Annotated in this window: 13 protein-coding genes; 3 read left to right on the top strand and 10 right to left on the bottom strand. The window is 72.5% G+C overall.

Annotation, left to right across the window (positions count from 1 at the left end):
• Positions 1 to 3: 3 nt before the first annotated feature.
• From ACFYP0_RS24485 to ACFYP0_RS24470, 4 genes are all read right to left on the bottom strand, one after another.
• Positions 4 to 708, bottom strand: a complete 705-nt coding sequence (locus ACFYP0_RS24485; RefSeq protein ID WP_386997680.1) for a regulatory protein RecX — start codon at positions 706 to 708, stop codon at positions 4 to 6.
• Positions 709 to 722: 14 nt separating this feature from the next.
• Positions 723 to 1,769, bottom strand: coding sequence for a recombinase RecA (gene recA / locus ACFYP0_RS24480; protein WP_007456801.1), 1,047 nt, complete (start codon positions 1,767 to 1,769; stop codon positions 723 to 725).
• 184 nt (positions 1,770 to 1,953) lie between these two features.
• On the bottom strand, positions 1,954 to 2,154 hold the full coding sequence (locus ACFYP0_RS24475; protein WP_030489422.1) for a DUF3046 domain-containing protein: 201 nt from the start codon (positions 2,152 to 2,154) through the stop codon (positions 1,954 to 1,956).
• A 5-nt stretch (positions 2,155 to 2,159) separates the two neighbouring features.
• On the bottom strand, positions 2,160 to 3,551 hold the full coding sequence (locus ACFYP0_RS24470) for an MFS transporter (protein WP_356976959.1): 1,392 nt from the start codon (positions 3,549 to 3,551) through the stop codon (positions 2,160 to 2,162).
• 64 nt (positions 3,552 to 3,615) lie between these two features.
• Here ACFYP0_RS24470 and ACFYP0_RS24465 point away from each other — a divergent pair, with 64 nt between their 5' ends.
• Complete coding sequence (locus ACFYP0_RS24465; RefSeq protein ID WP_356976957.1) at positions 3,616 to 3,750, top strand: hypothetical protein; 135 nt, start codon at positions 3,616 to 3,618, stop codon at positions 3,748 to 3,750.
• Positions 3,751 to 3,756: 6 nt separating this feature from the next.
• On the opposite strand, the gene ACFYP0_RS24460 is transcribed toward ACFYP0_RS24465, so the two are convergent.
• The 3 genes from ACFYP0_RS24460 to ACFYP0_RS24450 all read right to left on the bottom strand — a co-directional run bounded on the left by ACFYP0_RS24460 (position 3,757) and on the right by ACFYP0_RS24450 (position 6,918).
• Positions 3,757 to 4,356 carry a hypothetical protein gene (locus ACFYP0_RS24460; protein ID WP_356976955.1) on the bottom strand — a complete coding sequence of 200 codons (600 nt, stop codon included), beginning with the start codon at positions 4,354 to 4,356 and terminating at the stop codon, positions 3,757 to 3,759.
• Positions 4,357 to 4,489: 133 nt separating this feature from the next.
• Positions 4,490 to 5,194, bottom strand: coding sequence for a UdgX family uracil-DNA binding protein (locus ACFYP0_RS24455; RefSeq protein ID WP_112622139.1), 705 nt, complete (start codon positions 5,192 to 5,194; stop codon positions 4,490 to 4,492).
• Between the two features lie 383 nt (positions 5,195 to 5,577).
• A complete protein-coding gene (locus ACFYP0_RS24450) occupies positions 5,578 to 6,918 on the bottom strand; it encodes an aminotransferase class I/II-fold pyridoxal phosphate-dependent enzyme (protein WP_355500430.1) in 1,341 nt (446 codons plus the stop codon).
• A gap of 36 nt (positions 6,919 to 6,954) precedes the next feature.
• Between ACFYP0_RS24450 and ACFYP0_RS24445 the strand changes: the two genes are divergently transcribed.
• Both ACFYP0_RS24445 and leuE read left to right on the top strand, forming a co-directional pair.
• Positions 6,955 to 8,199 (top strand): bifunctional pyridoxamine 5'-phosphate oxidase family protein/GNAT family N-acetyltransferase, encoded by a 1,245-nt coding sequence (locus ACFYP0_RS24445; protein WP_355500433.1) that lies wholly within the window; start codon positions 6,955 to 6,957, stop codon positions 8,197 to 8,199.
• Complete coding sequence (gene leuE / locus ACFYP0_RS24440; RefSeq protein WP_355500436.1) at positions 8,199 to 8,870, top strand: leucine efflux protein LeuE; 672 nt, start codon at positions 8,199 to 8,201, stop codon at positions 8,868 to 8,870. The genes ACFYP0_RS24445 and leuE overlap by 1 nt, the downstream gene beginning before the upstream one ends.
• Before the next feature lie 110 nt (positions 8,871 to 8,980).
• On the opposite strand, the gene ACFYP0_RS24435 is transcribed toward leuE, so the two are convergent.
• The 3 genes from ACFYP0_RS24435 to ACFYP0_RS24425 form a co-directional block, all read right to left on the bottom strand.
• Positions 8,981 to 9,913: a sporulation protein gene (locus ACFYP0_RS24435; protein ID WP_355500439.1), complete on the bottom strand. Its 933-nt coding sequence runs from the start codon at positions 9,911 to 9,913 to the stop codon at positions 8,981 to 8,983.
• A gap of 148 nt (positions 9,914 to 10,061) precedes the next feature.
• Entirely contained in the window at positions 10,062 to 11,126 is a 1,065-nt protein-coding gene (locus tag ACFYP0_RS24430; RefSeq protein ID WP_355500442.1) for a hemolysin family protein, read from the bottom strand.
• The gene (locus ACFYP0_RS24425; protein WP_355500445.1) at positions 11,123 to 12,478 is read right to left on the bottom strand and encodes a hemolysin family protein; all 1,356 of its coding nucleotides are present in this window, start codon (positions 12,476 to 12,478) and stop codon (positions 11,123 to 11,125) included. Before ACFYP0_RS24425 ends, ACFYP0_RS24430 begins: the two co-directional genes overlap by 4 nt.
• Between the last annotated feature and the right edge of the window lie 2 nt (positions 12,479 to 12,480).

Genomic DNA, 12,480 nt, shown 5'->3' with positions numbered 1-12,480 from the left:
CGCTCACTCGACCAGACGGTTGTCACGCTCCAACTCGCCCTCGCCCTCGGCGTCGGCGAGCGCGTCGGCGTCGATCTGCTCGGCGAACTCGGCCGCCTCGGCGCTCTGCGCCGCCAGCGCGTCCTTCACCGCCCGGATGGCCACGCCAGGCGGGTAGCCCTTGCGGGCCAGCATGCCCACCAGCCGGCGGAAGACCGCGTCCGGCTCGCCTCGGGCGGTGCGCAGCTTGCGCTCCACGAGGCCACGGGCGGTGTCCGCCTCGGTCTCCTCGTCCAGCTCACCGAGCGCCTCGGTGGCCACCTCGCCGTCCACGCCCTTGCGGCGCAGCTCGTTGGCGAGCGCCCGGCGAGCGAGGCCGCGCCCGGCGTGCCGGCTGGACACCCAGGCCCGGGCAAACGCGGCGTCATCGATGATGCCGACCTCGTCGTACCGGTCGAGGACCTCGGCCGAGACCTCCTCGGAGATGCCCCGCTTGGCCAACGCCCCGGCCAGCTCGGCCCGGGTGCGGGGCCGGACGGCGAGCTGGCGCAGACAGATCTCGCGGGCCACCTCGGACTCGTCGCGCGGAGGGGCCGGAGACTCGACGGTGTCGGCCTCCTCGGACCGACCCCGGCGACCTCGCCGAGGGCGGGGCGCATCGGTGGCGTCGCCCGTACGAGGCGGACTGGCATCCCAGCCTCGCCCCGTACGAGCGCGTCGTCCTGCCATGGGTCAGCGACCGGTCAGAAGTCGACCGGCGGCAGCTCCGGGCCACCGGCGGCGTCACCCGCGCCGACCCCGACGCCAAGCTTCTCCAGGATCTTCTTCTCGATCTCGGCGGCCACGTCCGGGTTTTCCTTCAGGAACTCCCGGGCCTTCTCCTTGCCCTGGCCGAGCTGGTCGCCGTCGTACGTGTACCACGCTCCGGACTTGCGGATGATCGCCTGCTCCACGCCGACGTCGATCAGCGAGCCCTCACGCGAGATGCCCTTGCCGTACATGATGTCGAACTCGGCCTGCTTGAACGGCGCGGCGACCTTGTTCTTCACGACCTTGACCCGGGTGCGGTTACCGACCACGTCGGTGCCGTCCTTGAGGCTCTCGATGCGTCGCACGTCGAGCCGGACCGAGGCGTAGAACTTCAGCGCCCGACCACCGGTGGTGGTCTCCGGGCTGCCGAACATGACGCCGATCTTTTCCCGCAGCTGGTTGATGAAGATCGCCGTGGTGCCGGTGTTGCTGAGCACACCGGTGATCTTCCGGAGCGCCTGGCTCATCAGCCGGGCCTGGAGGCCGACGTGGCTGTCGCCCATCTCGCCCTCGATCTCGGCGCGCGGCACCAGGGCCGCCACCGAGTCGATCACGATGATGTCCAGAGCGCCGGAGCGGATCAGCATGTCCGCGATCTCCAGCGCCTGCTCGCCGGTGTCCGGCTGGGAGACCAGCATCGCGTCGGTGTCGACGCCGAGGGCCTTCGCGTACTCCGGGTCGAGCGCGTGCTCGGCGTCGATGAAGGCGGCGATGCCGCCGTTGCGCTGGGCGTTGGCCACCGCGTGCAGTGCCACCGTGGTCTTACCGCTGGACTCGGGGCCGTAGATCTCGACCACCCGGCCACGGGGCAGGCCGCCAATGCCGAGGGCCACGTCGAGCGCGATGGAGCCGGTCGGAATGATTGCGGTCTGGACGACCGGCCGGTCACCCAGCCGCATCACCGAGCCCTTGCCGAATTGCTTGTCAATCTGAGCGAGAGCAAGGTCGAGTGCCTTCTCCCGGTCAGGCCCTGCTGCCATGGTTGCCACCCCTGCCTTCGCCGGCGTCTTTGCTGAGCTTCGCGTCACGCGGACACGCTAGGCGCTAGGTCCGACAGAAAACCAGCCGACGGGCCGCGAGCTGTGGACGAGCACCCCGCTGTGGACAATAGCCGAACAGGTGTACGACTCGACAAGCGACACGCGGAACCGGCGAAAAGGCTGCTCAGCGTAGTCGAGCGGGCACCCGGTCGGGGTACGCGGCACAGACCGCCCGCCACACCACGTGTGTCTGCTCCCCCGATGCCAGGGCCTGCTCGATGGTCCGCCCACCGAGCTGGGACAGCACCTGATCGCGGGCGATGCTGGCCGCGTAGCCGGGCCCGAACGCCTCGTCCAACCGCGTCCAGAAGTCGGTCAGCCGCACAGTGATCAGCCCTCCTCGTCCGGTGCCCCGGTCGGCACCGGGCGCAACGCTAGCGCCACCAGGGGCGCCGCCGCGACCGCCGCGAGCAGGGTGAGCACGGGATATCCGGCGAATTGCATGACAAACCCGCTGACCACGGCGGCCCCGGCCCCGGCCAGCCCCATGATCAGGTCGGACAGCCCCTGGACGCTCGGCCGCACCTCGGCCGCCACCGACTCGGACAGCAGGGTCGAGCCGGCCACCATCGTCCCCGACCAGCCCAACCCGAGCAGGACCAGACCGACCGAGAGCCGAGGCGTGTGGTGCCCTGCGGTGCCGGCGACCGCACAGGCGGCCAGCAGCAGCCCGACCCCACCGAGGATCACCGCCCGTCGACCGAGCCGGTCGGTGAGCCAACCGACCACCGGGGAGAACGCGTACATGCCGGCGATGTGCAGGCTCAGCACGATGCCGACCAGCCGCAACACGTCGGCGTCGGCGTGCGACTCACCGAGCCGGACCGGAGTCATCGCCATCACCGCCACCATCACCAGGTGACCCACCGCCACGGCGGCGATGCCGAGTCGGGCGGCGGGCTGTCCGCGTACCACCGACCAGGCCGCACGCATCCCGGCGCCGCGCGGCGCGCGCACCTCGACCGGCGCGGCGGCCGGCGTCGCACCGCCACCTGCCGCCGGCGCCTCGGCCGCCACGGCGGTCGCCGTCGCATCGGCGGCCAGCGGCAGCTCGGCGACCGGTGCGTCGGCCGCCGCGAGCCGCCGCGCGGTGAGCAGCGGGTCGGGCCGGAGCAACCCGAGGAGTACGACGGCGGCCAGCACGAACGCGGCCGCGCTGAACGCGAACGGGCCGGCCAGCGGGGGCAACCCCCAGCCGGTGGTGACGCGGTCGGCCAGCGCGGCGAAGTTCGGCGCGGCCACCGCACCGATGGTGGTGGCCCAGACGATCAGGGAGAGCTGCCGCCCCCGTCGGGCCGGCTCGGCGAGGTCCACCGCCGTGTAGCGGGCCTGGAGGTTCGCCGCGGTGCCCCCGCCGAAGAGCAGCATGCCGAGGAAGAGCAGCGGCACCCAGCGGGTGGCAGCGGCCAGCACCACAAGCAGGCCACCGACGGCGCCGACCACGTACGCCAGCACCAGACCCGGCCGGCGACCGTGCCGCGCCATGATCCGGGTGACCGGTACGGCGAGCAGCGCGGCACCGACCACCCCGGCGCTCTGCGCGACACCGGCCACCGCGGTCCCGGCGATCCGTGCCGCGAGCAGCGCGCCCACGGCGATGCCGATGGTCACGCCGATCCCGCCGATGATCTGGGTGGTGAAGAGCAGCCGCAGGGTACGCCGCTGGATCGACGCGACGTCGGGTCGGGCGACGGTACGCGGCGCGGTCAGGTCGGTCGCCATCGGCGCTCCTGTCGGAAGGGAAGACTCATCCTCGCGCACCCGCACCGACCAGCGGCAGTGGGTTTTGCCGACAGCCGAACCGGTCGGTTCGAGCACGCCCCGTCGCGGGACCGTGCTGCACGGGGTGGATCTCTATCTGGTCCAGGATGGTCTGATCGCCGCCAAGGACGTGTTCAGCAAGATCACGGCGGGCCGCTGAGCCGCCCTACCCGCGCGATCCCGGTGTTTCCGCTGGGCTGGGCGCGGCCAGCAGGGATGCCAGCCGACGGATCCGGGTCAGGGTCCGCGCGGCGACGGCCACACTGACGGCGGCGACCACGCCGAAGATCACCGCGAAGCCCTCGTTGTCGGCGGCAAGGAGAGCGAGCAGGATCAGCCCGACGGAGATACCCACGATGGACAGCAGCGCCGCCCGCGTGGCCCGTCGCTGTCCGGCGAGGTAGCCGGGCAGGTCGGCCCGTACCGCGTCGTCCTCGGGCACGGTGCCGGTAAGCATCGCCTCGCGCAGCGCGGACCCCTCGGGATCCCGCCGGGCATTCTGCTGGCCCGCCATCCGCCTGCTCAGGTAGAGCGCCGGGCCGATCGAGACGGCGTTCAGCGCGGCACCCAGCACGGCTTCGTCAAGTGATTCCTGTCGGTCGAACAGCCAGCGCACCGGCAGCCCGATGAGCACCGTCATCGGCACCCAGTAGACGGCCATGAGCTGCAAGCCGGGCGCCCGCTCGAAGAACCGCTTCCATCTCCCGCGACGCCCGGCGGCCGCAGCGGGCGCACCGGCGCGACGCTCCTCGTTGTCAACGTCCATCGACCCCCGTTACCCACCCGCGCTATCGGCGACGCACTGTCAATCTTGGACAGTTTCCGTCAGCTGCGAACGGAAAGTGTCCAAGATCTGAAGAGGTCACGGCGGCGCGCAGGGTGCGTGGGGCGGTCGCCGGTCAGCCGGGCAGGGCGCGGGTGACGACGGTGAGGTCGGCGACCAGGCCCTCGTACGCCTTGTCCTGGTCGTCGGCCCGCAGGACGGCGGACGGATGGATGGTGGCCAGCAGCCGAGCCTGCGGCGCGTCGGCCCGCTTTCCGGCGTTGTCGACCGGCACCTGCTCGAAGTCCGCGGGGTGTTGGGCCGACTCCGGCCAGGGCAGCAGCTCGCCCCGCTGCCGGGTGACCCGGAAGGACGGGCCGAGCAGCGCCTTGGCGGCGGTCGCGCCGAGCACCACCACGACCTCCGGACGCAGCCGGGCGAACTCGGCGACCAACCAGGGGCGGCAGGCGGTGATGTGCACCTGGTCCGGGGTCTGGTGGATCCGCCGCTTGCCGCGCTGTTCAAAGCGAAAGTGCTTTACCGCATTTGTCAGGTAGAGGTGACCCGGGTCGAGCCCGGCGTCGTCGACCGCGCGGCGCAGCAGGCGACCGGCCGGACCGACGAAGGGCAGTCCCTTCTGGTCCTCCATGTCGCCTGGCTGCTCGCCGACGAGCACCACGCGGGCGCTCTCGTCGCCCCGGCCGAAGACCGTCTGCGAGGCGTCCCGGTACAGCTCGCAGCCCCGACAGCCGCCGGCGGCGGTGCGCAGGTCGTCGATGGTGTCGGCGTCGGGCGGGATGAACCGCTGGGCGCCCGGAGCACTCCCGGTCTGCTCGGCCATGCCGACTGTTATATACCCGTTCGATGCTCACCGCCGGATACGCCCCCGGCGCACCGGCCGCCTCGCGTCAGTACCCGTTGCCGCCCCCATCGCCGCCGGACGCGATCGCGATCAGCACGATGACGATGATGATGATCGCCACCGCCACCGCGATCCAGATCCCCTTACGAGCCCCACCAGAAGCCATGTCCCCCACCTCCGGGCGCCCGCATACCCGTCCCCGCCGTCCCGAATCCCCGCGATCTTGCACTTTCTGCGCAGACCAACCTCCACAGGCCCGACATTTCGCCAACCGAAACTGCAAGATCGCGGGGGCGGGGGTGGGGTGGGGGTGGGGTGGGGCGGGGTGGGGGTGGGGTGGGGGTGGGGGTGGGGGTGGGGGGTTAGGTGGGGAAGCCTTGGGAGGGGGGTGGGTTCTCGGCTTGGGCCAGGGCCGCCGCCAGGGGGGCCAGGTCGGCGGTGTCCAGGGAGCTGACGGTGATGCGCAGGGCCGGCGGGGCGGCGATGCGGTAGAGCGCGCCGGGGGCCACCGCCCAGCCGGCGTCGCGGAGCGCGGTCACCGTGCTGGTCTCGTCCGCGACCGGCAGCCAGACGTTGATGCCGCTGCGACCATGCGCGGTCAGGCCGTGCTCGGCCAGCGCGGCGAGCAGCCCTTCGCGGCGCTGCTCGTAGCTCTGCGCCGCCCGCTGCACCAACTCGGTGACGGCCGGGTCCCGCCACAGGGCGAGCACCAGGCGTTGCAGCACTGTGGAGACCCAGCCGGCCCCAACCCGGGTACGGCCGCTCACCCGGGCCACCGTCGTCTCGTCGCCGACCAGCACCGCCATCCGCAGGTCCGGGCCGAAGGGCTTGCTCACCGAACGGAGGAAGGCCCAACTCGCTGTCGCACCGGCGAGCGGGTGCAGGGGTACGCGGGCCAGTTCGGCCGCGTGGTCGTCCTCGATCAGCAGCAGGTCCCGGCGGCCGGCGAGCAGCGTCCGCAGCGCCTCGGCGCGGGCCGCGGAGACGGCGGCACCGGTCGGATTCTGCGCCCGGCTGGTGACGATCAGCGCCCGCGCTCCGGCGGCGAGCGCCGCGGCCACCCCGGCGACCAGCGGCCCCTCGTCGTCCACCGGTACGCCGATCGGGCACAGGCCGAGCGCGGCGACAAGGTCGAGCAGGTTAGCCCAGCCCGGGTCCTCGACCGCCACCGCGTCGCCGGGGCGCAGGTGGGCGCCGAGCAGCCGCTCGATGCCGTCCAGCGCACCGCCGGTGAGCGTCAACTCCCCGGCCGGTACGCCGTCGGCGCGCAGCCGGGCGCGGGCGGCCTCGGCCAGTTCGGGCAGCACTCCGGCATCGGAGTAGCCGACCGACGGGCCGTTCTCGGTGGCGAGCGCCGCCAGGTGCGGGCCCAGCGGGGGCAGCAGACGGGGGTCGGGTTCACCCCGGGACAGGTCTCGGGCGCCGGGCAACGGTGGGGGGCGCAGCGCGGAGCGGCGGGCGGCCACCGGCGGGCGGGGGCGCACCCGGGTGCCGTGCCGACCGGCGGTGGCGAGCAGACCACGTTGGCGTAGCTCCTGGTAGGCACGGGCGACGGTGGCGGGGCTGACCCCCAACTCGGCGGCGAGTGCCCGCACGGGCGGCAGGGCGGCCCCCGGTGACAGGGCGCCGGTACGGATGCCGGACTCGATGCTGGCCGAAATCTCGACGGCTGTCGTACCGGTGAGCTGATAGTGTGCTGACACAAATCAGAGATTGTACTAGAACAAAGGGGCGCGCGCATGTATCCACCCACCGCCCGGACCACACCCCACCGCTCCCGCGACAAGATGAGCTACGACCAGGCCGCCGCCCACGCCGTGCTCGACGAGGCGTACGACTGCGCACTCAGCTTCACCGTCGACGGCCAGCCACGGGTGCTGCCCACCCTGCACGTCCGCATCGGCGACACGCTCTACCTGCACGGCTCCACCGGCAGTCGGCCGCTGCTCGCCGCCCGGGGCGACGACGGGTTGCCGGTCTGCGTCGCGGTGACAGTGCTCGACGGGCTGGTCTACGCCCGTTCCCAGTTCCACCACAGCGCCAACTACCGCTCGGTCGTCGCGCACGGCACCGCCCGACTGGTCACCGACGAGCGGGAGAAGCTCGCCATGCTCACCGCGCTGGTCGAGAAGGTCGGCGCGGGACGCAGCACCGCCACCCGTCCGCCCAGCCGCCGCGAGTTGTCCGAGACCGCCGTACTGGCGCTGCCACTGCGCGAGGTGTCCGTCCGAGCCCGCACCGGCGGGGTCCGCGAGGACGAGGCCGACCTGCACCTGCCGCACTGGGCCGGCGTGCTGCCGCTGCGACTGACCGCCGGGGCACCCGAGCCGGACGCCGGGGTCACCGCGCCGCTGCCGGCGTACCTGCGGACGCCCCGCACGCCCTGGCACGACCCGGTGCCGCTGCACGGCGAGCACGTTCGGCTGGAGCCGCTGGACCTCGCGCACACCGACGAGCTGCACGCCGCCACCACGGACCCGGAGGTGTGGCGACACCTCAACGTCGCGCCGCCCACCGCGCCCGCCGAAACCGCCGAGGTGATCGGCACCGCCCTGGCCGCCCAGCACCGAGGCGAGCGGGTGGCCTGGGTGCAGCGGTGCGCGGCGACCGGGGCGGTGGTGGGCAGCACGTCCTACTACGAGATCGACCCGGAGCGGCGGGCGGTGGCGATCGGCTACACCTTCCTCGGCCGGCCCTGGTGGCGTACCGGGATCAACACCGAGGCGAAGTTGCTGCTGCTCGGCCGGGCCTTCGACGACCTGGGCGCGGTACGGGTCACCTGGCACACCGACATCCGCAACGTTCGCTCCCAGGCGGCCATCGAACGGCTCGGCGCGACCCGGGAAGGGGTGCTGCGGATGCACCGACAACGCCTGGACGGCTCCTGGCGGGACACCGTCCAGTACGCGATGACCGTCGACGAGTGGCCGAACGCACAGGCCAGGCTGCGGGAAAGACTTCTGCGGACGGCACCGGTGGCGTGATGATGGCGGGCGTGCTGGGGATCACCGACATCTGGACGTACGTGCTGGGCACCGTGGCCATCATCCTGCTGCCCGGGCCGAACTCACTCTTCGTGCTCTCGACCGCCGCCAAACGAGGCGTCGCGGTCGGCTACCGGGCCGCCGCGGGCGTGTTCGTCGGCGACGGGGTGCTGATGTTCCTCTCCGCCGCCGGGGTGGCGTCGTTGCTCAAGGCGTACCCGCCGCTGTTCCTGGTGATCAAGTACGCCGGCGCCGCGTACCTCGGTTATGTCGGGGTGACCATGCTGCTCGGCGCCGTGCGGCGCTGGCGCGACCGCAACGACCCGAGCACGCCGCGGCTCATCGACGCCGCGGAACCGGCGGCGATGCGCAGCCCGTTCCGCAAGGCGCTGGTGATCAGCCTGCTGAACCCGAAGGCGATCCTGTTCTTCATCTCGTTCTTCATCCAGTTCGTCGACCCCGGTTACGCCTGGCCGGCACTGTCGTTCCTGCTGCTCGGGCTGATCGCGCAGGTGACCAGCGCGCTCTACCTGACCGCGTTGATCTTCGCGGGCACCTTCCTGGCCGCCCAGTTCCGCCAACGCCGCCGCCTGGCGGCCGGTGGCACCACCGCCGTGGCCGCCCTCTTCCTGGCCTTCAGCCTCAAGCTGGCCACCGCCAGCGCCGGCTAGTCCGCCGCGATCTTGCACTTTCGGTCGTCGTAACGAACACTCTGAGCCGGTTTGTCGCCGCGAAAACTGCAAGATCGCGGGGGTGAGAGGGCGGGGCGCGGGGTCGGGGGTCAGGTGCCGTCGCCGCCGCCGGAGCCGCCTCCTCCTACGCCGGCGCCGCCGGCGGTGCCGCCGAGGCCGTAACCCGGTCGGATCGGCTCGTCGGGATGGCGGCTGACGTGGGCCGACCCCGTGATCTGCGCGGACCAGTCGGCCTGCGCGGCCGCGGCGGCGTGCCGGTTGATCGCCTGGCGGATCCAGCCGTCCACGGTGGCGACCCAGTCCCGCCGGTCGGCGTCCTGGTGCCAGATCCGGAACCTGCTGATGCTCTGGTGGGTGATTCCGGCCAGCGCCAGCCGGCGATCCATCCAGAGGATCGCCTCCAGGCCCGCCGAGTTGGTCACGAAGATCACCTCCAGCTCGGTGATCGGGCCGGCGTAGAGCGGCCCCACCCAGTAGCCCCAACGTTGGTGCAACGGCAGGGTGTGCTCCACCCCCGGCAACCCGCCCTGCTGCAACCCGGACTGGCGGATCATGAAACCGAGCGTGTCCAGCGCCGCCAGCACGTGCTGCTGGGTGGGGATCGGATGCACGAAGACCGGCACCATTGCCCCCTGGTCGAGGTCGGGGTCGAGCGACACCTCGGTCCGCAGGCCCATCCGCAGGCTCAGCAGCGGCACCCCACCGAAGGTGGTCACCGGGGTCTCCCACGGCAGCGGAAACGCGAAGTCGACAGCCCGCCGCCGGCCGGCCGGAACGACAAACCGGCCGGCGATGGGTAGTTGGTGAAACTGCATGAGACGGCGGGCCGCGGCCGGGTCTTCCGGCTCGACAGTGGTGACGAGGCCGAGCCGGATGTGCCGCACCAGCACGTCCTCCGGGCCGGCCGCGAGGGTCACCCGCCCAGGCAGGCGCAGGCCCGGGCGGGTACTCGGATTGGGCAGCGTGGTCTGCACGGAGAGCCCGGTGCCACCGGACTCCGGGGACACTCCCGTCAGCCGCACCGCGCGCCCCCTCCCGGGACGGGGCCCGGGAGGCCCCCACCAGGCGCGCCTACCCGGTCGGGGTCGGCTCAAGCCCGCCCGCGCCGAGCAGCGCTGCCGTGCCGAGGTTGACCCGGCCGCACTTCGTCAGTGCGACCGGGTCGACACGTCAGCGCATCCGACGCCCGCGCGGGACCGTGTCGGTCTCGTCGTCGAACTCCCCGATGACCTCCTCCAGGAGGTCCTCCAGGGCCACGAAGCCGATCGGCCGGGCCGGGCCACCGCCGTTGCGGACCAGCGCGAGCTGCGACTGCCGGGCCCGCATCGCCGCCACCGCCTCGGTGACCGAGGACGTCGCGGGCAGGGTGAACGCGGGGGTCATCAGCTCCCCGGCGACGGCGACCCGGCCGGTGGTGACCGCCCGTACCGCCTCCCGGACGTGCACGAGCCCGCACACGTCGCCCGCCTCGTCCAGTACGGCCAGCCGGGATCGGCCGCTGTCCCGGCTCACCTCTTCGATCCGCTCGGCCGGGTCGTTCCGGCGGACGGTGACCATGGTGGCGAACGGTTCCATCACCTGCGCCACCGACGTGCCCTGCAACTCCAGCATGCTGGTCAGCAGTTGGTGCTGCTCGGCACCGAGCAGCCCGTGCTCTCGGGACTGCTCCAGCAGGATCCGCAGCTCGTCCGGGCCGTGCACCTGGGCGAGCTGGTCCTGCTGGTTGACGCCGAACAGCCGCAGGATCGCGTTGGCCAGGGCGTTCAGCGCGGAGAGCACCGGCCGGGAAACCCGGGCGAAGGCGCGGAACGGCAACGCGAGCAGCGTCGCCGAGCGCTCCGCGTCGGTGATCGCCCACGACTTCGGTGCCATCTCCCCCACCACCAGGTGCAGGAAGGTCACCACCCCGAGGGCGAAGACCAGGGCGACCAGGTGACTGGCCGCGTCCGGTAGACCCACCGCGTGCAGCAGAGGGCTGAGCAGGTGCTCGATCGCCGGCTCGGCCAGCGCGCCGAGACCCAGGGTGCACAGCGTGATCCCGAGCTGCGCGCCGGCCAGCATCAGCGACAGCTCGCGGACGCCATCCAGCGCGGCCCGTGCCGCCCGGCCACCGTTCGCCGCCGCCTGCTCCAGGCGGTAGCGCTTGCTGGCCACCAGGGCGAACTCGGCGGCCACGAAGAACCCGTTCAGCGCCAGAAGGATCACCGAACTGAACAGTGCGATCCCGGGGCTCATGCGGTCACCTCGGGTTTGGTCAGCTGCAACCGCACCGAGTCGGCCACGTGCCGGTCCACGGCCAGCACCTCGACCAGCGCGCGGGGCTCCGCCTCGTTGTCCTCGGCATCCGCCCCCTCGGGTTGCAGGCTGATCTCCAACCGGTCACCGACCTCGGGCACCCGGCCCAGCTCCCGCATCACCAACCCGGACAGGGTGTCGTACTCGGGGGCCTCGGGCAGGGCGATGCCGGTGCTGTCGGCGACCTCGTCGATCCGCCAGCGGGCCGGCACCACCCAGGACCCGTCGTCCTGCCGGGCCGGTGCCCGCTCCGGTGGGTCGTCCTCGTCGCGGATCGGGCCGACCAGTTCCTCGGCGATGTCCTCCAGCGTGATCACGCCGGCGAAGCCGCCGTACTCGTCGACCACGCACGCCATCTGCCGGTGCCCGGACCGCAGGCGGTCGAGCACCGTGGGCAGGGGCAACGTCTCCGGTACGAGCAGCGGCGGCCCGGCCACCGCGCTCACCGGGGTGGTGGCCCGCTCTCCCGGGGGTACGCCGAGCACGTCGGCGATGCCGACGATGCCGAGCAGGTCGTCGACGCCATCCGCACCGCGTACCGGGAAGCGGGAGTGGCCGGTGTCCAGCAGCTCGACCACCCGGCTCACCGGTTCGTGCGCACGGACGGTGTGCACGTCGACGCGCGGCACCATGGCCTCGCCTGCGGTCAGCTCCCGGAAGTCCAGACCTCGGTCGAGCAGCGTGGACATCTCGGCGTCGAGGCTGCCCTCCTCGCGGGACTCGGCGATGATCTGTTCCAGGTCCGCCGGGGTGGCGCCGCTGGGCAGCTCCTCGATCGGCTCGATGCCGATGCGGCGCAGCAGCCGGACCGAGGCCCGGTCGAAGAGCCGGATCAGCGGCCCGGCGACGGCCAGGTAGATCAGGGTGGAGCGGCTCAGCGCCCGGGCCAGTTGCTCGGCCCGGGCGATGGCCAGGTTCTTCGGGGCCAGCTCACCGAGGACCATCTGCACGATGGTGGCGATGACCAGGGCCAACGCCACCGACAGCGGCAGGCTGACCGCCTCGCTGACGCCGGCCACGCCGAGCAGGTCGGCGAGGCCACCGCCCAGGTACGGCTCGGCGACGTAGCCGACCAGCAGCGCGGTGACGGTGATGCCCAGTTGGGCGCCGGAGAGCATGAAGGAGAGCCGGCTGGTGACGGTCAGGGCCCGGGCGGCCGCGGGGTCGCCGTCGTCGGCAAGCTGGCGCAGCTTGCCCCGGTCCACGGCGACGTAGCCGAACTCCTGCGCCACGAAGTAGCCGGTGGCGGCAGTGAGAACAGTGATGAGAAGGAGACCAACGACGATCAACACGG

Source organism: Micromonospora arida, assembly GCF_042873195.1.
Lineage (GTDB): Bacteria > Actinomycetota > Actinomycetes > Mycobacteriales > Micromonosporaceae > Micromonospora > Micromonospora arida.
This window is presented reverse-complemented; position numbering and strand designations above follow the sequence as displayed.

Bases quoted from the DNA above. Each gene is read 5' to 3' on its own strand.
- ACFYP0_RS24485 (WP_386997680.1), bottom strand. From the start codon at position 708: ATGGCAGGACGACGCGCTCGTACGGGGCGAGGCTGGGATGCCAGTCCG.
- recA (WP_007456801.1), bottom strand. From the start codon at position 1,769: ATGGCAGCAGGGCCTGACCGGGAGAAGGCACTCGACCTTGCTCTCGCT.
- ACFYP0_RS24470 (WP_356976959.1), bottom strand. From the start codon at position 3,551: ATGGCGACCGACCTGACCGCGCCGCGTACCGTCGCCCGACCCGACGTC.
- ACFYP0_RS24460 (WP_356976955.1), bottom strand. From the start codon at position 4,356: ATGGACGTTGACAACGAGGAGCGTCGCGCCGGTGCGCCCGCTGCGGCC.
- ACFYP0_RS24455 (WP_112622139.1), bottom strand. From the start codon at position 5,194: ATGGCCGAGCAGACCGGGAGTGCTCCGGGCGCCCAGCGGTTCATCCCG.
- ACFYP0_RS24445 (WP_355500433.1), top strand. From the start codon at position 6,955: ATGTATCCACCCACCGCCCGGACCACACCCCACCGCTCCCGCGACAAG.
- leuE (WP_355500436.1), top strand. From the start codon at position 8,199: ATGATGGCGGGCGTGCTGGGGATCACCGACATCTGGACGTACGTGCTG.
- ACFYP0_RS24430 (WP_355500442.1), bottom strand. From the start codon at position 11,126: ATGAGCCCCGGGATCGCACTGTTCAGTTCGGTGATCCTTCTGGCGCTG.